21 protein-coding genes and 1 tRNA gene are annotated in these 24,376 nt (G+C 65.6%); 13 read left to right on the top strand and 9 right to left on the bottom strand.

All coding sequences use genetic code 11. The annotated features are described in order from the left end of the window. Positions 1-14: 14 nt before the first annotated feature. A complete protein-coding gene (locus tag E8M83_RS26425; RefSeq protein ID WP_267874172.1) occupies positions 15-143 on the top strand; it encodes a hypothetical protein in 129 nt (42 codons plus the stop codon). Here the strand turns inward: E8M83_RS26425 and E8M83_RS03715 are convergent. The 3 genes from E8M83_RS03715 to E8M83_RS03710 all read right to left on the bottom strand — a co-directional run bounded on the left by E8M83_RS03715 (position 140) and on the right by E8M83_RS03710 (position 4,371). Further along, positions 140-2,272, bottom strand: coding sequence for a triple tyrosine motif-containing protein (locus E8M83_RS03715; RefSeq protein WP_170976683.1), 2,133 nt, complete (start codon positions 2,270-2,272; stop codon positions 140-142). The two genes, E8M83_RS26425 and E8M83_RS03715, sit on opposite strands and share 4 nt — an antisense overlap. Continuing rightward, complete coding sequence (locus tag E8M83_RS25875) at positions 2,269-3,105, bottom strand: hypothetical protein (RefSeq protein WP_170976682.1); 837 nt, start codon at positions 3,103-3,105, stop codon at positions 2,269-2,271. The genes E8M83_RS03715 and E8M83_RS25875 overlap by 4 nt, the downstream gene beginning before the upstream one ends. A gap of 102 nt (positions 3,106-3,207) precedes the next feature. Continuing rightward, positions 3,208-4,371, bottom strand: coding sequence for a GNAT family N-acetyltransferase (locus tag E8M83_RS03710; protein WP_137172034.1), 1,164 nt, complete (start codon positions 4,369-4,371; stop codon positions 3,208-3,210). Between the two features lie 62 nt (positions 4,372-4,433). Between E8M83_RS03710 and E8M83_RS03705 the strand changes: the two genes are divergently transcribed. Both E8M83_RS03705 and E8M83_RS03700 read left to right on the top strand, forming a co-directional pair. After that, on the top strand, positions 4,434-6,506 hold the full coding sequence (locus tag E8M83_RS03705) for an NAD(+) synthase (protein ID WP_137172033.1): 2,073 nt from the start codon (positions 4,434-4,436) through the stop codon (positions 6,504-6,506). Between the two features lie 21 nt (positions 6,507-6,527). After that, a complete protein-coding gene (locus tag E8M83_RS03700; protein ID WP_078032232.1) occupies positions 6,528-6,866 on the top strand; it encodes a P-II family nitrogen regulator in 339 nt (112 codons plus the stop codon). A gap of 219 nt (positions 6,867-7,085) precedes the next feature. Here the strand turns inward: E8M83_RS03700 and E8M83_RS03695 are convergent, their stop codons facing one another. Together E8M83_RS03695 and E8M83_RS03690 are read right to left on the bottom strand one after the other, a co-directional pair. Next, positions 7,086-7,589: a hypothetical protein gene (locus tag E8M83_RS03695; RefSeq protein ID WP_137172032.1), complete on the bottom strand. Its 504-nt coding sequence runs from the start codon at positions 7,587-7,589 to the stop codon at positions 7,086-7,088. 204 nt (positions 7,590-7,793) lie between these two features. Beyond that, positions 7,794-8,399: a trimeric intracellular cation channel family protein gene (locus E8M83_RS03690; RefSeq protein WP_137172031.1), complete on the bottom strand. Its 606-nt coding sequence runs from the start codon at positions 8,397-8,399 to the stop codon at positions 7,794-7,796. Between the two features lie 103 nt (positions 8,400-8,502). On the opposite strand from E8M83_RS03690, the gene E8M83_RS03685 reads away from it, so the two are divergent. Continuing rightward, complete coding sequence (locus E8M83_RS03685; protein WP_137172030.1) at positions 8,503-9,555, top strand: DUF1176 domain-containing protein; 1,053 nt, start codon at positions 8,503-8,505, stop codon at positions 9,553-9,555. On the opposite strand, the gene E8M83_RS03680 is transcribed toward E8M83_RS03685, so the two are convergent. The 3 genes from E8M83_RS03680 to trxB all read right to left on the bottom strand — a co-directional run bounded on the left by E8M83_RS03680 (position 9,524) and on the right by trxB (position 13,553). After that, positions 9,524-11,716, bottom strand: a complete 2,193-nt coding sequence (locus E8M83_RS03680) for an ATP-binding protein (protein ID WP_137172029.1) — start codon at positions 11,714-11,716, stop codon at positions 9,524-9,526. The genes E8M83_RS03685 and E8M83_RS03680 overlap by 32 nt on opposite strands. A gap of 163 nt (positions 11,717-11,879) precedes the next feature. Next, the gene (locus E8M83_RS03675; protein ID WP_137172028.1) at positions 11,880-12,560 is read right to left on the bottom strand and encodes a Smr/MutS family protein; all 681 of its coding nucleotides are present in this window, start codon (positions 12,558-12,560) and stop codon (positions 11,880-11,882) included. Between the two features lie 24 nt (positions 12,561-12,584). After that, complete coding sequence (gene trxB / locus E8M83_RS03670) at positions 12,585-13,553, bottom strand: thioredoxin-disulfide reductase (RefSeq protein ID WP_137172027.1); 969 nt, start codon at positions 13,551-13,553, stop codon at positions 12,585-12,587. A 208-nt stretch (positions 13,554-13,761) separates the two neighbouring features. Here trxB and E8M83_RS03665 point away from each other — a divergent pair, with 208 nt between their 5' ends. The 6 genes from E8M83_RS03665 (at position 13,762) to E8M83_RS03640 (ending at position 20,309) form a co-directional block, all read left to right on the top strand. Next, positions 13,762-16,221: a DNA translocase FtsK gene (locus E8M83_RS03665; RefSeq protein ID WP_137172026.1), complete on the top strand. Its 2,460-nt coding sequence runs from the start codon at positions 13,762-13,764 to the stop codon at positions 16,219-16,221. A gap of 17 nt (positions 16,222-16,238) precedes the next feature. Then, a complete protein-coding gene (gene lolA, locus E8M83_RS03660) occupies positions 16,239-16,877 on the top strand; it encodes an outer membrane lipoprotein chaperone LolA (RefSeq protein ID WP_137172025.1) in 639 nt (212 codons plus the stop codon). A gap of 91 nt (positions 16,878-16,968) precedes the next feature. Continuing rightward, positions 16,969-18,291: a replication-associated recombination protein A gene (locus E8M83_RS03655; RefSeq protein WP_137172024.1), complete on the top strand. Its 1,323-nt coding sequence runs from the start codon at positions 16,969-16,971 to the stop codon at positions 18,289-18,291. A 215-nt stretch (positions 18,292-18,506) separates the two neighbouring features. Continuing rightward, positions 18,507-18,686 carry a hypothetical protein gene (locus tag E8M83_RS03650; RefSeq protein ID WP_137172023.1) on the top strand — a complete coding sequence of 60 codons (180 nt, stop codon included), beginning with the start codon at positions 18,507-18,509 and terminating at the stop codon, positions 18,684-18,686. Between the two features lie 127 nt (positions 18,687-18,813). Further along, positions 18,814-20,109, top strand: coding sequence for a serine--tRNA ligase (gene serS, locus E8M83_RS03645; RefSeq protein WP_137172022.1), 1,296 nt, complete (start codon positions 18,814-18,816; stop codon positions 20,107-20,109). 110 nt (positions 20,110-20,219) lie between these two features. After that, positions 20,220-20,309: transfer RNA gene (locus E8M83_RS03640), tRNA-Ser, on the top strand. Positions 20,310-20,476: 167 nt separating this feature from the next. On the opposite strand, the gene E8M83_RS03635 is transcribed toward E8M83_RS03640, so the two are convergent. Further along, positions 20,477-21,037, bottom strand: coding sequence for an Rrf2 family transcriptional regulator (locus E8M83_RS03635; protein ID WP_137172021.1), 561 nt, complete (start codon positions 21,035-21,037; stop codon positions 20,477-20,479). Positions 21,038-21,275: 238 nt separating this feature from the next. Here E8M83_RS03635 and E8M83_RS03630 point away from each other — a divergent pair, with 238 nt between their 5' ends. From E8M83_RS03630 to E8M83_RS03620, 3 genes are read left to right on the top strand one after another with little or no spacing between them, the layout of a single operon-like run. Beyond that, entirely contained in the window at positions 21,276-22,010 is a 735-nt protein-coding gene (locus tag E8M83_RS03630) for a DJ-1/PfpI family protein (RefSeq protein ID WP_206077423.1), read from the top strand. A gap of 52 nt (positions 22,011-22,062) precedes the next feature. Then, a complete protein-coding gene (locus E8M83_RS03625) occupies positions 22,063-23,322 on the top strand; it encodes an FAD-dependent oxidoreductase (protein WP_170976681.1) in 1,260 nt (419 codons plus the stop codon). Beyond that, positions 23,319-24,329, top strand: coding sequence for a hypothetical protein (locus E8M83_RS03620; protein ID WP_137172018.1), 1,011 nt, complete (start codon positions 23,319-23,321; stop codon positions 24,327-24,329). Before E8M83_RS03625 ends, E8M83_RS03620 begins: the two co-directional genes overlap by 4 nt. Positions 24,330-24,376 lie beyond the last annotated feature (47 nt).

The following is a 24,376-nucleotide window of genomic DNA, read 5'->3' as shown; positions in this document are numbered from 1 at the left end:
TCAAGGAGTCGAACGTGAACAAGATCATCAATGCCCTCGTCGCTGCCGCCGGCAGCCGCGCCAGGAACGTCATGCGCAAGCAAGCGCAAGTTGCCCAGCCTTACCAAGTGGAATACCGGTTGAACGCCGGCGGCTGGAACTAAGCAGCCATCTGCGGCAAGGGCACGCTGAGTTTCACCGCCGTGCCATTGCCGGTATCGCTGCGCAGGTCCAGTCGCGCACCGATGCGCGTAGCACGCTCCCTCATCCCCACCAGGCCCCAGTGGCCGTCGCGGCGCCCGGCATCAATCACTTCCCGCTCGATTCCCCGGCCGTCGTCTTCCACGACCACCGATAACGCGTGTTTGCCATGACCGATCGTCACGACGATGCGGCTTGCCTGCGCATGCGTGAAGGCGTTGCGCAGCGCTTCGCAGGCGATGGCGCCGGCCTCGTCGACCAGGCGCTGGTCGAGGCCAGGCGGCGCGCCATCGGCGCGTAGTTCGACGTCGACCTGCGGGTGCAGCAGGCGCAGGCCTTCTGCACATTCGCGCACGATCTCTTCCACGGTTCGCACGGCGCGCAGCTCGTGCACCTCGTCCCGTCCTTCGTCGATGGCCTTCCTGGCGTCATCGAGTATCGCCTGCAGTTCCTGGCGCGTGCCATCCTGCTCGGGTAGCTTCGTCGTGAATTTCCTGAGGCGCAGCATGAGCACGTAGATCGATTGCAGGAAGCTGTCGTGCAGGGTGCGCGCGATGCGTTCGCGCTCGGCGGTCTTGATCCCGACCCGCTCGACGATCCGGCGCGTCAGGTAGCGCACGCGCAGCCGGTACAGCATGACGAGCAGGGTAGCAAGGCAGGCAGCCATGGCGAGCCTGAACGGAAGGCTTTGCACCAGTGTCGGTTCGATGTCGATGCTGACGGCGGCGTCTTGCTTGCTAGCCACGCCATCTTCATTGAATGCACGCACCCGGAACACGTAGGAGCCTGGACCGACGTTGGTGTACGACGTGGTGCGCAGGTGCCCGGCGTCGCGCCAGCCATTCTCGACGCCATCGAGACGGAACTCGAAACGGGTGCGCTCGGGATGGCGCAGCGACGGCGCGGTAAAGCGCACCCGGAAGTTCTGCGATCCCGGCGGCAGTTGCAGGTGGCCGGAGACGTCGAAGCGGGTGCCGTCGGTGCTGACGTCGAGCACCACTGGTCGCGGCGGCGCGCCGTTGCGGCGCAGGTCGGCGCTGTCCAGGCCGACGATGCCGCCGGTCCCGACGAACCAGATGCGGCGGCCGTCGGCGCTGATCGCAGTCGGGCTGCGCCAGACGATGCTGGCGCGGCCGGGATAGCCATCGCTGGTGCCGAACAGCTCATGGCGCAGCAGGCGATCGGGATACTCGAGCGCCTGTTGCCAGTCCGACGCGCGCACCCTTACCACGCCGCCGACACCATTGAGCCAGCGGTCGCCGTCGGCGGTGACGGCAATGCCCGAGATCCCGCGCAGCGCATTGGGATCGGCGGCGCCTACGCGCTGCAGCCTGCCGTCCTTGAGAACCGCCAAACCATCGGAACCGGCGACGACCAGTTGCCGGCCGGGGAAGATGCCGGTCACGGTGCCGACCGGCGTGGTGGCGTAACGGGCGCGCGTGACGCCGTCATGGAATAGCAACTCGCCGGTGTAGAGCACTAGCCACAACTGCCCTGGTCCGGCCGCCTGGGAAAAATAGATCCCTTTGGGCAGCCCGAGGTCGGCGCTAGCGCGCCAGGCGCCATCCGACCAGGCGATCGCGCCGACATCGGCCGCCGCGGTCCAGATTCGCTTGCCATCGTCGAGTAGTCCGAACAGCTCACGGTCGACAGGTTTTCCGTCCGGTCCCGGCGGCAGGGGGATCGTCTCGATCGCGTCGCCAAGCACACGCGTGATGCTGCGTGTGTCCGCCTTTAACAGGCTGCCGTCGCGGCCACTTGCCAGCATATGGACCGGCTTCCCGGGAACCACGACCGGCTCGCCATCCGGGCCCAGGCGCCACAATCTGCCGCTCTTCCTCTCGGCAACCCAGACGTTGTCTCCACCATCGGCCGCCGCACTGTAGAAGTAATTGGTAAGGTCCAGCCTGGGCGCCGGCACCAGGAAGCGCTTGGGGCGGAACTGGTTCAAGCCATTCTGCGCGTGAATCCAGATATTGCCCTCGCGGTCCTCGAGGATGCCAACGTATTCCTGCCCAGCGGCCCCGTCCGCGCCGGCGACCCGTTCGTCGGCATCGCTCGCCGGGACCACCCCACCGGGATGGTCGCTCACATCGTGGACCAGGCACACAAATCGGGGCAAGCCAGCGACCACAGCGTGCCATCCGCGGAAATCTGTCCGGCGAGGCGGGAGACGACCGCGCCAGCGCGCGCCGGCCTTGCCTTGTTGGACCCGGCCCTGGCCAGGCGCTGCGAGCGGGAACCGCCGGCGCCGAGCAGCCACACCTCGCCGACGGGCGTGGTGGCCAGCCCGCCGCGCTGGTCGGACACCTTGTTGAAGCGGCCACGACCACGGTCCAGGAGCCAGATGCCGGTTGGCGCAGCCGCCCACAGCCGTCCCTCCTGGTCGAGCAGCATGCTGTAGAAGTCGTCTTCGATCCATGCTGCACCGTCTTCGACCGTGGTCCACTTTCCTTTAGAAAAATGGCGGATGCCATGGCCGATCGTCCACAGGCTGCCGTCGTGGTCGACGACCATTGCCAGCGGCGGAATTCGCCGGTGTTCGGCTGGGGCCGGAAGCCGATCGACGCTGCCGTCGCGACGCAGTATGACAACCTCGGTCGGAAAATAGGAAACGTACAGGTCGCCATTATCGGCAGCGTGCATTTCGACCACCCGCATGTGCGCGAGTTCGGGATGCCCTGGCGGCGCGTACGCTTCGAAATTCACGCCGTCGAAACGGACCAGGCCATCGCTGCTGCCTAGCCACAGCCAGCCGTCCGTGGTTTGCGCCATGCTCATGATGTCGGCCGGCGCGCCGTTTTGCGGGGTCCAGACAGTATGCAGATAGTCCTTCAAGCCGCGTGCGCTCGCCGGTTGCGCGAGCAAGGCGGCCGCCATCGCCAGGGCAGCCAACAGGCGCAGCAGGATAGTAAGTGGATTCATGGGCTGGCTGGCCGATCGGATGGGCGCACGACTTGTATCTAAATAGAAATGTAAATACTACATCATGCGGCTGACCTGCCAGTCAAATCCCGGCTTCAGGGATTATTTGCCTCCGCTGCGCTCGCGAAACGGATTCCGTTCGTTCAGCTCGTCCATATAGTCGTCGATCCCGCCCGCTTCGCGCTCCAGGAAGCGCTCGACCGCATCCGCGAACGACGGATGCGCCAGCCAGTGCGCCGACCAGGTGCGGGTCGGCAGGAATCCGCGCGCCATCTTGTGCTCGCCCTGGGCGCCGCCTTCGAAGGTCGCGATGCCCTGTTCGATGCAGAACTCCAGCGGTTGATAATAGGCGGCCTCGAAGTGCAGGCAGGGCACGTGTTCGAGCGCGCCCCAGTAACGGCCATACAGCGTGTCCCGGTCGTGGATCACCAGCGATGCGGCGATCGGCCGGCCTTCCTTCTCGGCGATCACGAGCAGGATATTGTCGGGCATCGCCGCGCCGATGCGCAGGAAGAAATCGAGGTTGAGATAGGGCGTGGAGTGGTGCTCGCGGTAGGTGTTGCGGTAGCAGCGGTTGAACAGTACCCAGTCCTCGCGCGTGGCCTCGATGCCGCGTACCCGGCGCATGGTCACGCCGGCACCGGCCACCTTGCGCCGCTCGGCGCGGATGTTCTTGCGCTTCTTTTGCTCGAGCGTGGCGAGAAACTCGTCGAAGCTGCGGTAGCCCTGGTTCAGCCAGTGGAATTGCACGCCGCTGCGCAGCAGGAAGCCGGCGTCGGCCAGCAGCGCGGCTTCTTCCTCGGGCGGGAACAGCACATGGGTCGAGGAGACCTCGGTCGCCTGCTGGGTGGCGCGCAGCACGTCGACCAGGGCCGCGCGCGCCTGCGCATCGCGCGCCAGCAGGCGGCCGCCTGCCACCGGCGTGAACGGGATGGCGCTCAGGAGCTTGGGGTAGTAGGCGAGCCCATGGCGCCCGTAGGCGTCGGCCCAGGCCCAGTCGAACACGTACTCGCCATACGAGTGGCCCTTGACGTACAGGGGCAGGGCGGCCGCCAGCGCATCCTGATCGTCGTACAGCAGCACGAATTGCGGCTGCCAGCCCGTCTCGGGAGAGGCGCTGCCCGAGGCGTGCAGGGCATGCAGGAAAGCATAGGAGAGGAAAGGTGTCGGCGCCGACTGTGCCAGCACCAGTGCGTCCCAGCTGGATTGGCCGACTTCGGACAAGTCGGAAACGATATGCGTGCGATAATTCAAAATTGCTTCCATTAAGACGAAGTGCATGCCGGCGGGCGGAGCCAGGCGCTTGCCATATTGCGAACGATACCACCATGAACAGCCGATTCTTCAATCTCTATTCGCACCACTTCGCCCGCGTCGCGGTGGCCATTCCGCGCGTGCGCATCGCCGACCCGGCCTATAACGTCGAGCAGACCATCCTGCTCGCGCGCCAGGCTAACGACAAGGGCGCGGCCCTGGTCGCTTTCCCGGAACTGGGCCTGTCCGCCTATACCTGCGACGACCTGTTCCACCAGCGCGCGCTGCTCGACGCCTGCCTCGACGGCTTGAACGCCATCATTGCGGAGTCAAGAACGCTGTCGCTGGCCATGGTCATCGGCATGCCGCTGCGCGTGAACCACATGCTGTTCAATTGCGGCGTCGTGGTCGCGGGCGGCAAGGTGCTGGGCGTGGTGCCAAAGAGTTTCTTGCCTAATTATGGCGAGTTTTACGAATCCCGGCAGTTCACCCCCGCCGATTGCGCGGCGGTGGACCAAGTCGACCTGTTCGGCGCGCCCGTGCCGTTCGGCCCGAACCTGCTGTTCGAGGTCGCCAACCTGCCGCTCTTGCGCTTCCACGTGGAGATCTGCGAGGACGTCTGGGTGCCGGTGCCGCCGTCCTCGTTCGCCGCGCTGGCCGGCGCCACGGTGCTGGTCAACCTGTCGGCCTCGAATGTCGTGGTGGGCAAGAGCGGATACCGCCACCAGCTGGTCGGCCAGCAGTCGGCGCGCTGCATGGCGGCCTATCTGTACACCTCGGCCGGGCGCGGCGAATCGACCACCGACATGGCCTGGGACGGCCAGTCGCTGATCTACGAGAAGGGCGAGCTCCTGGCCGAGTCCGAGCGCTTTTCCGACGACTCGCACATCATCTACGCCGACGTCGACCTCGATCGCCTGTCGACCGAGCGCATGAAGGCGACCACCTTCGCCCAGTCGGTGCGGCGCCATGCCGGTGAAGTGGCGAACTTTCGCGTGATCGGGTTCGAGCTCGATTTGCCGCTCGATCGCACCCTGCCGCTCGAACGAGCCATCGAAAGGTTCCCGTATGTGCCGGCCGACCGTGCGCGGCGCGACGAGCGCTGCACGGAGGTCTACAACATCCAGGTGCAAGCCCTGATCCAGCGCCTGTCCTCGAGCGGCATCCAGAAGGTGGTGATCGGCGTGTCGGGCGGCCTCGATTCGACCCATGCGCTGCTGGTGTGCGCCAGGGCCATGGACCGCCTCGGCCTGCCGCGTACCAACATCCTGGCCTATACGATGCCTGGCTTTGCCACCAGCGGCCGCACGCTGAAGCAGGCGCGCGACCTGATGGCGGCGGTCGGCTGCAGTGCGCAGGAGATCGACATCCGCCCGAGCTGCATCCAGATGCTCAAGGACCTGGGCCACCCCTACATCGAGGGCAAGGCCGAATACGACATCACGTTCGAAAACGTGCAGGCGGGCGAGCGCACCAATCACCTGTTCCGGCTGGCGAACTTCCATAACGGGATCGTGATCGGCACCGGCGACCTGTCCGAGCTGGCGCTGGGCTGGTGTACCTACGGCGTGGGCGACCATATGTCGCACTACAATGTGAATGCCAGCGTGCCCAAGACCCTGATTTCCTACCTGGTGCGCTGGGTGGCCGAGACCGGCGCCGTGGTGGGCGGCGATGCGCAGGTGCTGATCGACATCCTCGATACCGAGATCAGCCCCGAGCTGGTGCCGGGCGGCCCCCAAGGGGGAGGACACGACGACAAGCCGGCGCAAAGCACGCAGGATAGAATCGGGCCCTACGAGCTGCAGGACTTCAACCTGTTCTATACGCTGCGTTACGGCTACAAGCCGAGCAAGACGGCCTTCCTGGCGTATTCGGCCTGGCAGGATCGCGAACTTGGCCGCTGGCCCGAGGAACTCGGCACGCGCAACCAGTATGACCTGGGCGCCATCAAGCGCAACCTGTCGATCTTCCTGTTCCGCTTCTTCAAGACCAGCCAGTTCAAGCGTTCCTGCGTACCCAACGGACCGAAGGTCGGCAATGGCGGTTCGCTGTCGCCGCGCGGCGACTGGCGCGCGCCGTCCGACTCCGAAGCCACCGTGTGGCTGGACGACCTGGCAAACATTCCCGATCAACCCGGTATTTAGAAAGTAGAGAGGACCAATCCCATGAAACAGATTACCTGTGTGATCAAGCCGTTCAAGCTCGACGAAGTGCGCGAAGCGCTGGCCGAAGTGAACGTGACCGGCCTGACCGTGACCGAAGTGAAGGGCTTCGGCCGCCAGAAGGGCCATACCGAGCTGTATCGCGGCGCGGAATACGTGGTCGACTTCCTGCCGAAGGTGAAGATCGAGGTGGTGGTGGACGATTCGATGGCCGAGCAGGTGGTCGACGCCATCATCAAGGCCGCGCGCACCGGCAAGATCGGCGACGGCAAGATCTTCGTGCAGAACGTGGAGCAGGTGATTCGGATTCGTACCGGCGAGACTGGCGCGGACGCGGTGTAAGTGCGGCTTCGACCGCTGTCTCGGTCGACATGAGGGGAAGGGGGGCGCCAGCCGGTGCTAGCCGATCTCTTCCTCATGAAAGTGCGGGAGCACTTCATAAGCGCCGAAACGAAACCAAAATTTTGTAACTAACCAACATGGGGTGACGAGCTGCGGGCTGCGATCCTGCGCGCTTCACGGTAAAGGCCGGCAAGTCAAACGCCGGACCTGGGTGGGCGATTACTTCTCGATGGCGCTATCACGTCGGGCATGTCGGACCGCTGCACTTCTTGTTTTGCGGACAGCGTCGAAAAAACCCCCGTTCCAGGCCAGCACGATTTGGTTGCTGTCCTTGATGTAGGCGTAAGCGCAGCTGAGCTCCACAACGGTGACCGGGTTGGGCAAGCGCAGGAGATCGTTGCTCACACGTGCGTTCTCTCCAAGTTCGATATTTGTTTCCACGCTTTCGGCAAGGAAATTCGACTGAGAGCAAACCTGATCGCCGAATCGGATTTCCTCTTTGCTGATGATCAGGTCCTTTCCGATCAACGGCTTGGCCTGATCCGAACCGATTGAGATGGCTGCATAGTCCAGTACGGACCTTATCTTCCAATCGCCAATAATACTGGTGCCTTTACCTGATTCTGGCGCCTCGGTCCCCATGGCAGGTCTAACGCACAGCAGGATTCCGAGTGCGAGCAAGAGACAAAGGAAGTGATGTTGAGTAGAAGCGTGGCTCATCATAATGTTTGCGCACTTTTCATCTGGCTACGGACGTTGCATTTATTCGGAACGGCGCGCTTTCTTCGGCGCGACGCTTGATCAGGCCTGGGGCAACTACGTCTCTTCGTTTTCCTTTGTCGGGTATTGTCACTCCTTGCTATTGAGGTGAGTTAATTGCGCAGATAGTCGCTGCGCCAGGCGAAAGTGCTTGCAGCATCATTGTATTCAGCGCCCCATCCGCATATCGAACTTCCACGTCAACAGCCTGAGTCCACTGATGAACAGGCAGCTCGACCACAACGCAAAATCGTGCGACACGCCGTACTTGCCCATCAACAGGAACAGCCAGTTGCCGAGAAAAGCGCAGATCGCATACGGCTTGCCGTCCCTGAACACCATCGGCACCTCGTTACAGACGATATCGCGCAGCACGCCGCCGAAGATCCCGGTGATCACGCCCATCATCGAGGCAATAAAGATCGGCATGTCGGCCGCCAGCGCCGCCGAGGTCCCGGCGATCGAAAACAACCCCAGCCCCACCGCGTCGGCAATCACGATCAGGCGTTCGGACACGATCTGGCGCAGCGTGCGGATCAGCGGCGAGGCCACCAGGGCCAGCACGAAGATCGCGATCGCGTATTCCTGGTGCGTGACCCAGAACAGCGGACGCTTGTCGAGCAGGATGTCGCGCAGTGTGCCGCCGCCGAATGCGGTGATGAAAGCTACCGTGAACACCCCGACCAGATCCATGCGCTTGCGCCGCGCCTCGATGAAGCCGGAAAACGCGCCGACCAGGATCGCCATGATTTCGATGAACTTGATGAGGGTCATGCAGCAGCAGGGAGCGTAAAGTGTTGCTAGACTACCATGAGCCCGTAGACTTACGAAGGTAATTCTGCGCCCCAGCCACCGACGACAGAAAGACCGCCACCGCATGCGTATTGCCACGATCCTGACCGCCGCCCTGGCCGCCGCCAACCCCGCCATTGCGCTGCATGCTGCCGAACTCCCCAAGCTGTCTTTCCAGCACCACGACTGGGAACTCGCCTGCGACAATACCCGCACTTGCCGCGCCGCCGGCTACCATGCGGAGGACGGCAGCAACCTCGCGCTGTCGGTCCTCCTCGAGCGCCAGGCCGGCCCCGGCCAGGCCTTCACCGCCCAACTGCGCCTGGGCGACGCCGACGACGGCATCGACTTGCCGGCCTCGGTGGCGATGCAGGTCGACGGCCGCGCGTTCGGCACGGTCAGGCTGGCAGGCGAAGAAGCGACCGGCAGCCTGTCCGCTGCGCAAGCCCAGGCGCTGCTGCGCGCGGTGGCCGGCACCGGCAAGGTCGCCTGGCGCGCGGGCGGCCGCAGCTGGACTTTATCCGGCAAGGGCGCCTCGGCGGTCCTGCTCAAGATGGACGAATTCCAGGGCCGCCTTGGCACCCCGGGCGCAGCGATCCGCAAGGGCGGCAAGCCGGAGCAGGATGTGCCGCCAGCCTTGCCGGCCCCAGTGGTGGTAGCGGCCGCCGTACCGCCCGGCGAGCTGCCGCGCCTGGGCAAGGACGAAGAACGGATCTTGCTGGCGACCCTGCGCAAGACAGCCGGTAACGAGGGGTGCGACGACCTGGAGGCGATCGCGCTAGGGGAAAGCCGATTCGCCTATGCGCCGCTCGCGAAGGACAAGATGCTGGTCTCGGCCCGCTGCTGGCGCGGCGCCTACAACGAAGGCCATGGCTACTGGGTCGCGAACCGCAAACCGCCATTTGCGCCGCAACTGGTGACGCAATCGGGCACCGATTACGACAAAGGCATCATCGGCGCGGCGCACAAGGGCCGCGGCATCGGCGACTGCTGGGGCCACGACGAGTGGACCTGGGATGGCCGCCGCTTCGTGCACACGGCGTCGGGTACGACCGGCATGTGCCGCGGCATCGCAGCGGGCGGCGGCTGGAACCTGCCGACGCTGGTCAGCCTTCGACCAGCGGCAGGCGCAAGGTAAAGACGACCTGCTGGCCTTCGTGGCGGTAGGCGATCTCGCCGCTGTGCTCGCGCACGATCTGCTGCGCGATGTACAAGCCCAGGCCCATGCCGGTGCGGTTGCGCGGATTGTTCAGCGAGGCGCGCTTGAAGGGATTGAACAGCGTCGTCACCAGCTCGGGCGGGATCGGCTGGCCCGCGTTGGCCACGTCGAGCACGGCGTGGCCGTCGTGCGTCGTCAGGCACACGCTGACCGGCTTGCCCAGCTCGCCATGGTGGCGCGCATTGCTCAGCAGGTTCGACAGCACCTGGCCCAGGCGGCCCTGGTCGGCCTTGACGGTCGCCGCTTCGTCGCACCTGAGTTCGATCGGGATGCCCGGATAGGCCATGCGCGCCTCGTCGATCAGGTCTTCCAGCAGCGCCTTGACGTCGACCGGCTCGAGGCTCACGCCCAGGCCCATGCCGCGGTCGATGCGGCTCATGTCCAGCACCTGGCCGATCATGCGCTGCATGCGGTTGGTGGACGACTGGATGCGCTTGCCCAGGGTGGGCTGGCCGCTGCCGCCGGCATTGCCGGTACGCTCGAGCACCATGCCGGCCATATTGATCGAGTGCAGCGGGTCGCGCAGGTCGTGGCCGAGCATGGCCAGCAGCTGGGCGCGGGTGGCCTCGGTCTGCGAGCGGTGCGCGTTCACCGCGCGCACCAGCTCGGCCAGGGTCAGGCGGGCATTGGCCAGCACGTTCGCTTCCCAGGGATGGGCGCAGCCGCGCACGGTCTCGTGCCAGGCGTCGAACGAGCCGCGCGGCGTCAGGCGCTCGCCCAGGGGCCCCAGCGCGGGGATCTTGCCGGGGCGGCCGCCCCAGGCCACGGTGTCGATCTGTTCGACGCGCAGCATGACGCACCAGCCCTGGCCCAGCGGGTCGAAGGGCAGGGCCAGCATGCCGACCCATTTGCCGAGCCGGCCCAGCAGCGCCGGCGGCCAGTCGGCCGCCATCTCGCGCACCACCAGGTCGTGCTCGTTCTCGGGCAGGGAACCCACGATGACCTCGGCCAGCCCTTCGGGCAGGTCGCCGGGACCATCGCAATAGGCGACGATCTTGCCGTGCTGGGTGGCCACCATGGCCTGCGCGCCGGACGCGGCCATCAGCGCCGCCGCATGCTGGCCGAGGGCGTCGAGCGGATCGTCGTCGAGCAGCAGCGACTCGACCATGGCCGTGCGCACCCGCGCCGACTGCTCGGCCAGGGTCGCGTCCTCGCGCGATTCGATGCTGTGGATGGTCGAGGCCATCACCTGGGCCAGCACGTCGGCCGCCATGCGGATCGCATGCGGCACCAGCTTGGGCGCCATGTGATGGCAGGCGATCAGGCCCCACAGGCGGCCGTTGATCACGATCGACACGCTCATCGAGGCGCGCACCTGCATGTTCTTGAGGTATTCGACGTGCACCGGCGAGACGCTGCGCAGCACCGCGAAGCTCATGTCCAGCGGCGCGGCGCCCGGCGCGCCGTACAGGGGCACGGCGGCGTAGTCCATGTCGGCGATCATGCGCAGGGTGTTGAGCGTGTACAGGCGGCGCGCCTGGGCCGGGATATCTCCTGCAGGGTATCTTTGTCCCAGGTAGGGCACCAGGTCGTCGCGCCGGCTCTCGGCCACCACGTCGCCGCTGTCGTCGGAACGGAAGCGGTAGGCCATCACGCGGTCGAAACCGGTGAATTCGCGCACCTGCTGCACCGCCGAGGCGAGCAGGGCGTCGATGGTCTTCTGGCGGCGCAGGCGGTCGATCGAGCCGTGCGCCTTGATCGCGAAGCGCGATACTTGTTCGCTCGAGGTCTCGCGGCGCTCGAATTCGGCCACGATGCGGCCGTCGGCGGCGTGTACCACGCAATCGTAGTCGGCCGCGCCGATCGACAGGCCCGCCACCAGCGGCCCAGCATTTTCGTCGTCACGCGTGGCGATGCCGTCGGCGATGGCGTCGAGGGCAGCTTGCGGCAGCGGCAGGTCGGCATACGGCTGACCCAGCTCGGGCGCGATGCCGAACATGGCCGGCGCGTTTTCGCTCCAGCCCAGGAGTTGGCCATCGTCCTGGAAGAACAATAGCGCGCCATGCGGCTGGATCGAGCCGGGAATATGGATAGGCTCGTCGGCGCACGACAGCAGGTCGACCTGCCGCCCGTGTTCCATCGGAACTGCTTGCCTAGCCTTCAATACGCATCCCCTTGTCGATTGGCCGGAAACGTCCGGTGTCGAGGCATTCTACCGTCAACGGACGAGTTTTGGCGGAATTGCAACTGTGAAACGGATCATTGTCACACGACATTGCATGCGGCGTCTACCCGATGCAGCATCAATCGTGGAGTGCGGGCCGCAGCAGGGCGATCAGGGCGCCATGGCCGCCGTCCGAACGGCCGGCGGCGCAAAAGGCGATGACTTCGTTCTTCTGCACCAGCCAGCTGTGCACGATGCTGCGCAGCACCGGTTCGCCCTTGGGCGAGCCGTAGCCAATGCCGTGGATGATGCGCACGCAGCGAACCCCGCGCCGGTTGGCGCGATGGAGGAAATCGGTGAGGGCGTCGCGCGCGCCGTCGCGCGTCAGGCCATGCAGGTCGAGTTCGTCCTGGATCGGCCAATGGCGCTTGCGCAGCTTTTTCACGACGTCGGGGCCGACGCCGTCGCGGGCATAGCTCATGGAGGGGTCTTCGTCGAGCATGCCCTCGACGTCGAACAGGTCCGACAATTCATCGGACATCGAGGCGCGCAGCACGTCCGCTGTTTCTTCCTCGGCGCTCAACTGGGCGCGTTCCTGCGCGGTGCGGTTCGGCGCCACGTACACCGGGCGGTGCACGTAACGGTCCGACTCGGGCATCTTGGTGATGCCTTCCATCGAGGTGCGGAACTCGACCGCCCGCTCGCGCGCGATGCGTTCGCGCTTCTCGCGTTCGGCCTGTTCGATGGCGCGCACGCGCTCGTCTTCCTTGAGCCGGTCGCGCAAGCCCTTGAGGTCAGCGAATTCCTTCATGCCCGCCATCGTTTGCTGCCCTTTATTGCCTGATTATTTCGGATCGTCTTCCAGCGCTTCCAGGTAGCGCTGGGCGTCGAGCGCCGCCATGCAACCGGTGCCCGAGCTGGTGATCGCCTGGCGATAGATGTGATCCTGCACGTCGCCGGCGGCGAACACGCCCGGCACGCTGGTGGCGGTCGCCATGCCTTCCAGGCCCGACTTGGTCACCAGGTAGCCGCCGCTGTGCATCTCGAGCTGGCCTTCGAAGATGCCTGTGTTCGGCTTGTGGCCGATCGCCACGAACAGGCCGTGCACGGTCAGTTCCTTGGTCGCGTCGCTGTTCGCCGATTTGAGGCGCAGCGCGGTGACGCCGCTCTGGTCGCCCAGCACTTCGTCCAGGGTCTGGTTCAATTCGAGCACGATCTTGCCTTCGCTGACTTTATGCATCAGGCGGTCGACCAGGATCGGCTCGGCGCGGAACTTGTCGCGGCGGTGGATCAGGGTGACTTTCGAGGCGATGCCGGCCAGGTACAGCGCTTCCTCGACCGCGGTATTGCCGCCGCCGATGACCGCCACTTCCTGGTTGCGGTAGAAGAAGCCGTCGCAGGTGGCGCAGGCCGACACGCCGCGGCCCATGAAAGCCTGTTCCGACGGCAGGCCGAGGTACTGGGCCGAGGCGCCGGTGGCGATGATCAGGGCGTCGCAGGTAAAGGTATGGCTGTCGCCCACCAGGCGGATCGGTTTTTCGTTCAAGTACGTCGTGTGGATATGATCAAAGACGATCTCGGTATTGAAGCGCTCGGCATGCTGCAGCAGGCGCTGCATCAGCTCCGGACCCTGCACGCCCAGCGGATCGCCTGGCCAGTTCTCGACGTCGGTGGTGGTCATCAGCTGGCCGCCCTGCTCGACGCCGGTCACCAGCATCGGCTTCAGGTTGGCGCGCGCGGCATAGACGGCGGCACTATAACCGGCTGGCCCGGAACCGAGGATGAGGACTTTGGCGTGTTTGGTAGTAGTCATGGCGGCGCTTCAATGATTGTTATGTGGACACACGGCAATTGGGGGCGGCCTGGCAGGAATCAAGGTCCGGACAGGCGCCGAACGGGGCGTGTTGAGAGCGCAGATTATAGACGATGATGCAGATGTGCATGAATCGTGGGGCCAACGCGGCCGTATATCGCTTAGAATGGGCGGATCGTCGATCGTACTTACTTCCGCAGTACCTGTAATGAGCAAGAATAGCCAAGCCAGCACCTCTGGATATACCCGTACGCAGGCAACCACCGCCGCCCGCCGGCCGCTGCCCGGCCGCCTTGCGCGCCTGCTGTCCGAGGCGCGCTGGATCGCCGGCGCGGTCGCCTTCCTGTATTTCGTCCTGATCCTGCTCAGCTACAGCAAGGCCGACCCGGGCTGGTCGCACGCCAATGTGGTGCCGCGGATCGCCAACCTGGGCGGACAGGCCGGCGCCTGGCTGTCCGACCTGCTGCTGTTCATCTTCGGCTTCTCGGCCTGGTGGTGGGGCGTGATCTTCCTGCGCCAGGTCTGGCGCGGCTGGCGCCGGCTCACCGACAAGCTCGGCACCAAGGTCGAGGAACCGCACCACGGCGAGATGTATGTGCGCTGGATCGGCTTCGCCCTGATGTTCGCCGGCAGCGTGGGCCTGGAATACCTGCGCATGTGGTCGTGGGACGTCGAGCTGCCGCGCGCCCCGGGCGGGGTGCTGGGCCAGCTGATCGGTCATTCGAGCCATGTCGCCTTCGGTTCGACCGGCGCGACCCTGCTCCTGCTGCTGCTGTTCTTCCTGGGTTTCTCGCTGTTCTTCCAGGTCTCGTGGCTGGCCGTGGCCGAGCGCATCGGCGCGGTGGTCGACGGCACCTTCGACTGGTTCCGCATGCGCATGGAAGACATCGAAGACCGCCGCCAGGGCGAGGTCGCCGCCGTCAAGCGCGACGAAGTGGTGGTCAACGAGCGCGCCAAGTTCACCGAAAAGCATGCCGACAAGCCGATCCCGGTCGTCAAGAACGAGCCCTCGCTCGAGACCCAGGCGCCGGCCAAGCCGGCTGCTGCTGCGTCCGCGCCGTTGACGCCGGCCCAGGCCGCCGCATCGACGATCAAGATCGAGCCGCAGATGGTCAGCGTGCCCAAGTCCGAGCGCGCCGAGAAAGAGCGCCAGACACCGCTATTCGGCGATTTGCATGGCGACTCCGGCCTGCCGCCGCTGGGCCTGCTGGACGATGCGCCGCCGGCGCAAGAGACCGTGTCGGTCGAGACGCTCGAATTCACCAGCCGCCTGATCGAGAAGAAGCTGTCCGATTTCGGCGTCGAAGCCAAGGTCGTGGCCGCCTATCCGGGCCCGGTGGTCACCCGCTACGAGATCGAGCCGGCCACCGGCGTCAAAGGCAGCCAGATCGTCAACCTCGCGCGCGACCTGGCGCGGTCGCTGTCGCTGACCTCGATCCGCGTGGTCGAGACCATCCCCGGCAAGAACTATATGGCGCTGGAGTTGCCGAATCCGAAGCGCCAGATCGTGCGCCTGACCGAGATCGTCGGCTCCAAGGTCTATGGCGACAGCCCGTCGAGCCTGACCGTGGCGCTGGGCAAGGACATCGCCGGCAAGCCGGTGGTGGCCGACCTGGCCAAGATGCCGCACCTGCTGGTGGCGGGTACAACAGGCTCGGGTAAATCGGTCGGCATCAATGCCACCATCCTGTCGCTGCTGTACAAATCAGATCCGGCCGACGTGCGCCTGATCCTGATCGACCCCAAGATGCTGGAGATGTCGGTCTACGAAGGCATCCCGCACCTGCTGGCGCCGGTCGTGACCGATATGCGCCAGGCCGGCCATGCGCTGAACTGGGCGGTGAACGAGATGGAGCGCCGCTACAAGCTCATGAGTAAGCTGGGCGTGCGCAACCTGGCCGGCTACAACACCAAGATCGCCGATGCGGCCAAGCGCGAGGAGCACATTCCGAATCCGTTCTCGATCATGCCCGATAATCCCGAGCCGCTCGAGAAGCTGCCGACCATCGTCATCATCATCGACGAACTGGCCGACCTGATGATGGTCGTCGGTAAAAAGGTGGAGGAGCTGATCGCCCGCATCGCCCAGAAGGCGCGCGCGGCCGGCATCCACCTGATCCTGGCGACCCAGCGGCCGTCGGTCGACGTGATTACCGGCCTGATCAAGGCCAACATCCCGACCCGCATTGCCTTCCAGGTCTCGTCCAAGATCGACTCGCGCACCATTCTCGACCAGATGGGCGCCGAGACCCTGCTGGGCATGGGCGATATGCTGTACATGCCGCCAGGCACCGGCCTGCCGGTGCGCGTGCACGGCGCCTTCGTGTCGGACGACGAAGTGCATCGAGTTGTAAAACATCTGCAGTCGCTGGGCGAGCCGAATTATATTGAAGGCATCCTCGAAGGCGGTACGCTGGAAGAAGGCGGCGGCGCCGATGGCGCGGTGGCGGGCGAGGGCGGCGGCGAATCCGACGCCATGTACGACCAGGCGGTGCAGGTCGTGCTCAAGAACCGCAAGGCCTCGATCTCGCTGGTGCAGCGCCACCTGCGCATCGGCTACAACCGCGCCGCCCGCCTCATCGAGCAGATGGAACAGAACGGCATGGTGTCGCCGATGCAGTCGAACGGCAACCGCGACATCCTGGTGCCGACCGCCAGCGCCGAATGACAACAAAGGAACCCTGGATGCAAGCAATGACCAAATTTACTGTCGCCGCGTTGGTGGCCGCGGGCGCCTTCGCCCTCCCGGGCATGGCGAGCGCCGCCGCCCTCGACCAGTTCAAATCCTTCGTCGCCTCGACCCAGTCCGCGAAGGGCGAATTCACCCAGCAACAACTGGGCAAATCGAAAAGCGGCAAGGCCGCCCCGGCGTCGAGCGGCAGCTTCGTCTTCGCCCGCCCCGGCAAGTTCATCTGGACCTACCAGAAGCCCTACGAACAAGTGCTGCAGGCCGACGGCGAAACCCTGTACATCTACGACAAGGACCTGAACCAGGTCACCACCCGCAAGCTGGGCAATGCACTGGGCAGCTCGCCGGCCGCGATCCTGTTCGGCAGCAACAAGCTCGAGGAGAACTTTACCCTCAGCGAAGCCGGCGCACGCGACGGCATGGAATGGCTGAACGCCACACCCAAGACCAGGGACACCTCGTTCGAGCAGATCAGCATCGGCCTGAAGGGCGGCGTGCCCATGGCGATGGAATTGAAGGATACTTTTGGGCAGACCTCGCGCCTGACCTTCACCAACTTCCAGCGCAATCCGCAGCTGGGCGCCCAGCAGTTCAAGTTCGAGGTGCCGCAGGGCGCCGACGTCGTCAAGCAGTAAACCAGCGTCAAGGCGGGGCGTACGCGCCTCGCGAGCCTTTCATGCATCGGATACACTACGCCCATGCACAACCATTCGCTTTCCTGCATCCATGTCCACGGATGATCTCTTCAAGACCGAGCCGGCCGCGCCGCTGGCCGAAGCCCTGCGCCCGCGCACCATCGACGAGGTCGTCGGCCAGAGCCATCTGCTGGGTCCCGGCAAGCCGCTGAACCTGGTCTTCAAATCCGGCAAGCCGCATTCGATGATCCTGTGGGGCCCGCCGGGCGTCGGCAAGACCACGCTGGCGCGCCTGACCGCCTATGCCTTCGATTGCGAATTCATCGCGCTGTCGGCGGTGCTGTCGGGCGTCAAGGATATCCGTGCCTCCATTGAGCAGGCCGAGCAGTACCTGGCGCGCGGCAAGCACACGATCCTGTTCATCGACGAGATCCACCGCTTCAACAAATCGCAGCAGGATGCCTTGCTGCCCTTCGTCGAGAGCGGCCTGGTGACGCTGATCGGCGCCACTACCGAAAACCCGTCGTTCGAGGTCAACTCGGCGCTGCTATCGCGCTCGCAGGTCTATGTATTGAAGGCGTTGAGCGACGTCGAGATGCGCCAGTTGCTGGCGCGTGCACGGCAAGAGGCGCTCGGGCATCTCGAGTTCGATGAACTGGCGATCGACACCCTCATCGGTTATGCCGATGGCGATGCGCGGCGCTTCCTGAACCTGCTCGAGCAGACCAGCACCTCGGCCAACACGGCTGGCACCAATCGCATCACCGCCGAGTTCGTCGAAAACGCGCTGACGCTCAATGCGCGCCGCTTCGACAAGGGCGGCGACAATTTCTATGACCAGATCTCGGCCCTGCACAAATCGGTGCGCGGCTCGCATCCGGACGCCGCTTTGTATTGGCTGTGCCGCATGCTCGACGGCGGCGCCGACGCCAAATACCTGTCGCGCCGCATCGTGCGCATGGCCTGGGAAGACATCGGCATCGCCGACCCGCGCGCGATCCAGCTGGCCAATGACGCCGCCGCGACCTACGAACGACTGGGTTCCCCAGAAGGCGAGCTGGCGCTGGGCCAGGCCGTGATCTATCTCGCCATCGCGGCCAAGAGCAATGCCGGCTACAACGCCTTCAATGCGGCGATGGCGTTCGTACGCAAAGACAAGTCGCGCGAGGTGCCGGTGCATCTCCGCAATGCGCCGACCAAGCTCATGAAAGAGCTCGGCTATGGTCACGAATACCGTTACGCGCACGACGAACCGCACGCCTATGCGGCCGGCGAGACCTATCTGCCCGATGGGATCGGCGAGCCCGGCTGGTACCAGCCGGTGCCGCGCGGGATCGAGGCCAAGATCGCCGAGAAGATGGCGTGGCTGCGCAGCCTGGACGACGAGGCGCGATCGAGCGGCGACGCTGCCTGACCTTGTTGTCGCCGCCGGCGGGCCCGGCGGCTGCTGTTCTTCCTTCAACGGCGCGCAACGCGCCGGCTTTTTGCGCCCGGTCCCGCATTCACGCATTCTGCACCGCATTTCAGGCGCTTCGTCGCAAGTCGATGGCGATCAAGGGGCGTGGTGGATAAAGTACCACCATACCGCAGCACTTAATGAACCTTGAACCCACCCCTGAAGGAGCCATCATGAACATCCGCAAAAACTTCGAAGCCCTGTTCCTCGCCGTCGCCGCCCTGGGCCTGGTTGCCAGCTTCGCTACCGCCAATGCGCGTCCGATCGAGATCGCGGAAAGCGCCGCCCCAACCATCGACATGGCCAGCATCCAGACCGTGGTCGTCAGCGCCCCGCGCCTGGCAGCCCGCTAACACCGGCGCAAGCCGGTTTTAGGGGCAGCCTGGCGAGGCCCCGGCAGCAGGGTTGCCGAATCTCGCAAATAAAGTTGGGCGGCTTGGTACAATTGTGTTTTCGATACACAGCCCAGTCCAACCCGACATGATTGATATCCAACTTCTCCGCAAAGACATCGACAACGTCGCCGCCCGCCTGGCGACCCGCAAGTACCAGCTCGATGTGGCCAGTTTCAATGCGCTGGAGGCCGAACGCAAGGCGATCCAGACGCGCACCGAAGAACTGCAAGGCAAGCGCAATGCGCTGTCGAAGCAGATCGGCATGCTGAAGGGCAAGGGCGAAGACACGAGCGCCGTGATGGCTGAAGTCGCCGGACTGGGCGACGAGCTCAAGGCGAATGAAGCCGCGCTGGCCGCGGTCCAGGCCAAGCTGTCGACCTTCGTCGAAGCGATCCCCAACCTGCCGCACGAGAGCACGCCCGAAGGTATCGACGAAAGCGGCAATGTCGAAGTGCGCAAGGTCGGCCTGCCTTCGGCATTCGATTTCGAGGTGCGCGACCACGTCGACATCGGCGAGCGCCTGGGCCTCGATTTCGAGACCGCGACCAAGCTCACCGGATCGCGCTTCTCGATGATGAAGGGCGGCATGGCCCGCCTGCACCGCGCACTGGCGCAATTCATGCTCGACACCCATACCGGCCAGCACGGCTATACCGAGTGCTACACCCCGTATATGGTCAATGCCGATTCGCTGCGCGGCACCGGCCAGCTGCCGAAGTTCGAGGCCGACCTGTTCTCGGTCAAGAAAGGTGGCGCCGAAGGCGAGGGCGAGAACTTCTACCTGATCCCGACCTCGGAAGTGTCGCTGACCAACGTCGTGCGCGACGAGATCGTGGCGCTGGAAGAACTGCCGCTCAAGATGACCGCGCACACCCCGTGCTTCCGCTCCGAAGCCGGCGCCTATGGCCGCGACACCCGCGGCATGATCCGCCAGCACCAGTTCGACAAGGTCGAGCTGGTCCAGGTGGTGCACCCCGAGCAATCGTACGCAGCGCTGGAAGAGATGGTCGGCCACGCCGAGTTCGTGCTGACCTCGCTCGGCCTGCCATACCGCGTGATGCAGCTATGCACCGGCGACATGGGCTTTTCGGCCGCCAAGACCTATGACCTCGAAGTCTGGCTGCCGGCGCAGAACACCTACCGCGAGATCTCGTCGCTGTCGAACTGCGACGCCTTCCAGGCGCGCCGCATGCAGGCGCGCTTTCGCAACGCCGCCGGCAAGCCGGAACTCGTGCACACGCTGAACGGCTCGGGCCTGGCCGTGGGCCGCACCTTGGTCGCGGTGCTGGAGAACTACCAGCAGGCCGACGGCAGCGTGGTCGTGCCGGAAGTTCTGCGTCCGTATATGGGGGGACTGGAGCGCCTGGTTCCGGCTGCCTGAACGGTGGAGTAGGAGAATGGTGCTTCCACGCACATTTTCTCCTTCCATTTTTCTCGAATACGTCTATAATGGCGGTCTCTTGCAGACCACTGCAAGGATCGACCAAAGCCGGAGAGGTGGCAGAGTGGTCGAATGTACCTGACTCGAAATCAGGCGTACGGGTGACCGTACCGTGGGTTCGAATCCCACCCTCTCCGCCAAGTATCATGAAAAAAGCCACCGCAGGGTGGCTTTTTTCATTTCGCGGCGTGCCCGACAATCTTGATCAGGCCACCGGACACCGAATGGGAGGCTAAGACCCTTCATCGACTGGGCGGCGGCGACCTTCGTGTGATCGTCACCCGGATGGATCGACGCGAAGTGTGCTTCAATCGTCCTCGCGTACCGCCGAGCGCGCCCGCATGCCGCCGATCCGGGCATCCTCGCGCGCCGCCTGCCGTTCGGCAAACCACACCTTCACTTCGCCCGCGAATCTTGCGGGCAGGCCCCTGCCCAGCACCCCGGCCGAGAGCGAGGCCAGGCTGGACCTGGCCAGCTCCTCGCGCATGACCTTTTGCGCATTGAGCATCACCGCATGGATGCCGCACACGCCGCTGGTCGCCAACCGTGCCGTCTCGTCGTCGAGCAGTGGGCAACGGCCCCTGACCTCCTGGCAGTCGAACAGCGCCTTGCGCCCCTCTACCGCATCGACCACGTCGAGCACGCTGATGTCCTTGGCCGGCCTGGCCAGGCGGTAGCCGCCGCGAATCCCGCCGCTCGCCTCGACGATGCCGGCTTTCTCGAGCTTCGAAAAAATCTTCGCCACAAAAGCGGCAGGCACACCCTGGATGTCGGCCAGGTCGCGGCTGCTTGGCGGCTGCTCGGGAGGGGCGACCAGGAAGAGCAGGCAATGCAGGGCGTATTCGACGCCGGTTCCGATGTAGGCCATCGCAGTACTTTCACAAAAACGGACAGCACGGACTATAGAGGGACCAATCGGCGATGGCAAGAATGTGGCCTATGGCGAACGAGATAGCGCCAGGGAGAGCGCTTGTTGATTATAAAGGCGACTGTTATAGTCGCCGTTAATTTTTGCAGCCCCGGCAGGCGACCGCGATGAACGGGCGCCGCGCGGCGGCAAGCTTGTCGTCGGCGGCGCGGCAGTCCATCCAATGAGCGAGGTGAACATGAAAGTACTGAAGTCGAGGCGATCCGTCATGGTCAAGCTGGGGGCGGCGCTGGCCGCCCTGCCGATGGGGCGCAGCCTTGCCGCGCCGGCGCGAGGCGAAGCCCGTGCCCGGCCGGCCAACGCTCGCGGCATGATGGTCGGGATGGTCGTCTTCGATGACTTCCAGCTGCTCGACACCTTCGGACCACTGGAAATGTTCGGCTGGCTGGATGAGGTCCGGATCGTCATGATCGCCGAACGCACCGGCCCGATCGCCAGCAGCGCCGGTCCTGCCGTCAATGCCGACCACACCTTTGCCGACGCGCCGAAGCTCGACATCCTTCTCATCCCGGGTGGCGGCGGGACGCGGCGCGAGGTCGACAATCCCAGGATGATCGAGGCAATCAAGGCCCTGTCGGCTGCCGCGCCGCACGTCGCCAGCATCTGCACCGGCGCCGCGCTCCTGGCCCGCACGGGCCTGCTCGATGGCCTCAAGGCGACCACCAACAAGCGGGCATTCAAATGGGTTGGCACGCAGGGGCCGAAGGTCGACTGGGTCAGGCAGGCGCGCTGGGTGGAAGACGGCAAGTACTTCACCTCGTCCGGCATCTCGGCCGGCATGGACATGTCGCTGGCGCTGATCGCGAAGCTGTCCGGCAGCGACCGCGCCGAACGGATCGCCAATCGCGCGGAATACCACTGGAACCGGGATCCGCACGTCGATCCGTTCGCCAGGCTGAATGGACTGGAATAGATGATCCCGGCGCACAGATTTTCTTTCAATCCGATGATGGCAGGTGATACCAGTGACAAGAAGGCAGGTTGATATCGTGGGCGGCGGGCTGGCAGGCCTGCTGGCGGCAATCGAACTGGCGCAGGCAGGTGCGCGGGTCACGGTGCTGGAGGCGGCGGGCGAATTCGGGGGGCGGGCCCGCACGCGCGAGGTCGACGGCTTCCTGTTCAACCGCGGTCCCCATGCGCTGTACCGCGACGGCGCCCTGAAGCGCGCGCTCGACAGCCTGGACATCCGCTATTCCGGCGGCCGCTCGCTGTCGGGAGCGCGCAAGGCGATCGCAGGAGGGACGCTGCATCCTTTGCCGGCCTCGTTCGGCGCCATCCTCGGCACCTCGCTGTTCGGCCTGCGCGACAAGGCCGGCTACGTGCGGGTATTCAAGGCGGTGATGGATGGCGCGACCGGCACGGCCTCGTTCGCGCGCTGGCTCGACGACCAGCAGCTCACGCCCATGGTGCGCGCGACCGTCGAGGCGATGGCGCGTCTCGCGAGCTATGCCAACGCTGCTGCCGACATCTCGGCGCGTGCGATGCTGGACCAGATGCGCCTGGCGACGGGCGGCACGCTGTATGTCGATGGCGGGTGGGGCACCCTGGTGCACGGCCTGGCCGAGACCGCGCGCGGCCTGGGTGTCGACCTCGCGGGAAATACGGTCGTACGCGGTGTTCGCCGGGTGGACGGCGCGCTTGCGCTGACCCTGGCGAATGGCGACACCCGGCATGCCGACGCCGCGATCCTGGCGCTCGGCCCGCGCGAAGCGGCGGCGCTGGCGCCGCAAGCCGCTTCGCTGGCCGACGAAGCGGAGCTGGCCCGCGCCGTGCGCGCGAATACCCTCGACCTCGCGCTGCGGCGCCTGCCGCCGGGCGCACACGACTTCGCCCTCGGCATCGATGCGCCGGTCTATTTTTCGGTGCATTCCGGGTCGGCCCGGCTGGCGCCCGACGGCGGCGCGCTGGTGCACATCGCCAGATACCTGGCGCCCGGCGATACGTCGGCGGCCGACAGCGTCACGGAGCTGGAGGCCGTGGCCGACCTGGTCATGCCCGGCTGGCGGACCGAGGTCGTCTCGCGCCAAGCCTTGCGCGGCATGGTGGTCTCGAACGCGTTGCCGCGCTGGGACCGGCCGCGCGCGGCGGTTCGGGTGGCGGAAGAACCCGGCCTGTTCGTGGCAGGCGACTGGGTGGGCGAGCACGGAATGCTGGGCGATGCCGCCGCGGCCAGCGCCAGCGAGGCCGCGCAGGCGGCGCTGCACTGGCTGGAGGGCGCGCAATGAAGGCCGCAACTTATTCCGCCAGCCGCGGCGTGGATCCGTTCGTGTTCGCGCCACCGCTGGCCGCCGTGACCTATCCTTTCCTGTTGATGTTGTTCCATGCGCTGGTCGGCGCGCCGGGAACGGCGGTGTCCGGCGCTGCCGTCCTCGGCGCCACCCTTGTGCTGGCGTGCGCGTGCGCGATCCCCGCGCTCGGGATCGTCGTGGCATGGCGCTCGCGCCTCACGCCCGCCATGCGCCGCCTTGCCTACGCCACCGTCGCGGCGCCGAGCCTGTATGTCTTCCTGGGCGTGGTCCAGGCCCTGGTCGGCAGCCCGATTCCGGATCCATGGGTCTGGTGCGCGCTCTGGCTGGCCGCGGCCCTGTGGGCGTCCCGTGGCGCCAGCCAGGACGCGGCGCCGCCGGCGCGCCCCGGCCTGGGTCGCTGGCGCCTGGCCCATGGCGCCAGCGCCGTCATCGTCTGCCTGTATGTCCTGTTCCACCTCGGGAATCACTTGATGGGCCTGGGCGGACCCGAGGCGCATGCGGTGGTCATGGAGACGGGCCGGACGGTCTATCGCGCGCGCATCGTCGAGCCGATCCTGGTGCTCGCCTTCCTGTTCCAGGTGGGCAGCGGCCTGTACCTGGCCTGGCACTGGAGCGCGGCGCGCCATGGCTTCTTGCGCACATTCCAGATTGCGTCGGGCGTCTTCCTGTCGATATTCATTGTCGGCCACATGAACTCGGTGTTCATCTATGCGCGCACCTACCTGGGCATTCCGACCGACTGGGATTTCGCCACCGGCGCGCCGGCAGGCCTGATCCACGATCCGTGGAATGTCCGCCTGCTGCCGCACTACGCGCTCGGTGTCTTCTTCGGGCTCGGCCACCTGGTCGCCGGCCTGCGGGTCGTGCTCGAGGCGCATGGCATGGGGCGGCGTGCCGCGAATCGCCTCTGGGGTGCAGGCGTGGCGGGCAGCGCCGTCATCGCCGTGGCCATCATTGCCGGCATGTGCGGTCTCAGGATCTGAGCCGGCGGGCTGCGACCGGCAACCGGCCAGCCATTCAACAATTAAAA

Source organism: Massilia sp. HP4 (genome assembly GCF_005222695.1).
Taxonomy (GTDB): Bacteria; Pseudomonadota; Gammaproteobacteria; order Burkholderiales; family Burkholderiaceae_D; genus Telluria.
The sequence above is the reverse complement of the archived record's forward strand: the minus strand, read 5'-3'. Positions and strand labels throughout refer to the sequence as shown.

What these genes read in the sequence shown, in the direction of transcription:
- serS (WP_137172022.1), top strand. Translation starts at nt 18,814, where the DNA reads ATGATTGATATCCAACTTCTCCGCAAAGACATCGACAACGTCGCCGCC.
- E8M83_RS03690 (WP_137172031.1), bottom strand. Translation starts at nt 8,399, where the DNA reads ATGACCCTCATCAAGTTCATCGAAATCATGGCGATCCTGGTCGGCGCG.
- E8M83_RS03680 (WP_137172029.1), bottom strand. Translation starts at nt 11,716, where the DNA reads ATGGAACACGGGCGGCAGGTCGACCTGCTGTCGTGCGCCGACGAGCCT.
- lolA (WP_137172025.1), top strand. Translation starts at nt 16,239, where the DNA reads ATGCAAGCAATGACCAAATTTACTGTCGCCGCGTTGGTGGCCGCGGGC.
- trxB (WP_137172027.1), bottom strand. Translation starts at nt 13,553, where the DNA reads ATGACTACTACCAAACACGCCAAAGTCCTCATCCTCGGTTCCGGGCCA.
- E8M83_RS03675 (WP_137172028.1), bottom strand. Translation starts at nt 12,560, where the DNA reads ATGGCGGGCATGAAGGAATTCGCTGACCTCAAGGGCTTGCGCGACCGG.
- E8M83_RS03685 (WP_137172030.1), top strand. Translation starts at nt 8,503, where the DNA reads ATGCGTATTGCCACGATCCTGACCGCCGCCCTGGCCGCCGCCAACCCC.
- E8M83_RS03705 (WP_137172033.1), top strand. Translation starts at nt 4,434, where the DNA reads ATGAACAGCCGATTCTTCAATCTCTATTCGCACCACTTCGCCCGCGTC.
- E8M83_RS03710 (WP_137172034.1), bottom strand. Translation starts at nt 4,371, where the DNA reads ATGGAAGCAATTTTGAATTATCGCACGCATATCGTTTCCGACTTGTCC.
- E8M83_RS03655 (WP_137172024.1), top strand. Translation starts at nt 16,969, where the DNA reads ATGTCCACGGATGATCTCTTCAAGACCGAGCCGGCCGCGCCGCTGGCC.
- E8M83_RS03650 (WP_137172023.1), top strand. Translation starts at nt 18,507, where the DNA reads ATGAACATCCGCAAAAACTTCGAAGCCCTGTTCCTCGCCGTCGCCGCC.
- E8M83_RS25875 (WP_170976682.1), bottom strand. Translation starts at nt 3,105, where the DNA reads ATGAATCCACTTACTATCCTGCTGCGCCTGTTGGCTGCCCTGGCGATG.
- E8M83_RS03695 (WP_137172032.1), bottom strand. Translation starts at nt 7,589, where the DNA reads ATGATGAGCCACGCTTCTACTCAACATCACTTCCTTTGTCTCTTGCTC.
- E8M83_RS03700 (WP_078032232.1), top strand. Translation starts at nt 6,528, where the DNA reads ATGAAACAGATTACCTGTGTGATCAAGCCGTTCAAGCTCGACGAAGTG.
- E8M83_RS03630 (WP_206077423.1), top strand. Translation starts at nt 21,276, where the DNA reads ATGAAAGTACTGAAGTCGAGGCGATCCGTCATGGTCAAGCTGGGGGCG.
- E8M83_RS03620 (WP_137172018.1), top strand. Translation starts at nt 23,319, where the DNA reads ATGAAGGCCGCAACTTATTCCGCCAGCCGCGGCGTGGATCCGTTCGTG.
- E8M83_RS03635 (WP_137172021.1), bottom strand. Translation starts at nt 21,037, where the DNA reads ATGGCCTACATCGGAACCGGCGTCGAATACGCCCTGCATTGCCTGCTC.
- E8M83_RS03665 (WP_137172026.1), top strand. Translation starts at nt 13,762, where the DNA reads ATGAGCAAGAATAGCCAAGCCAGCACCTCTGGATATACCCGTACGCAG.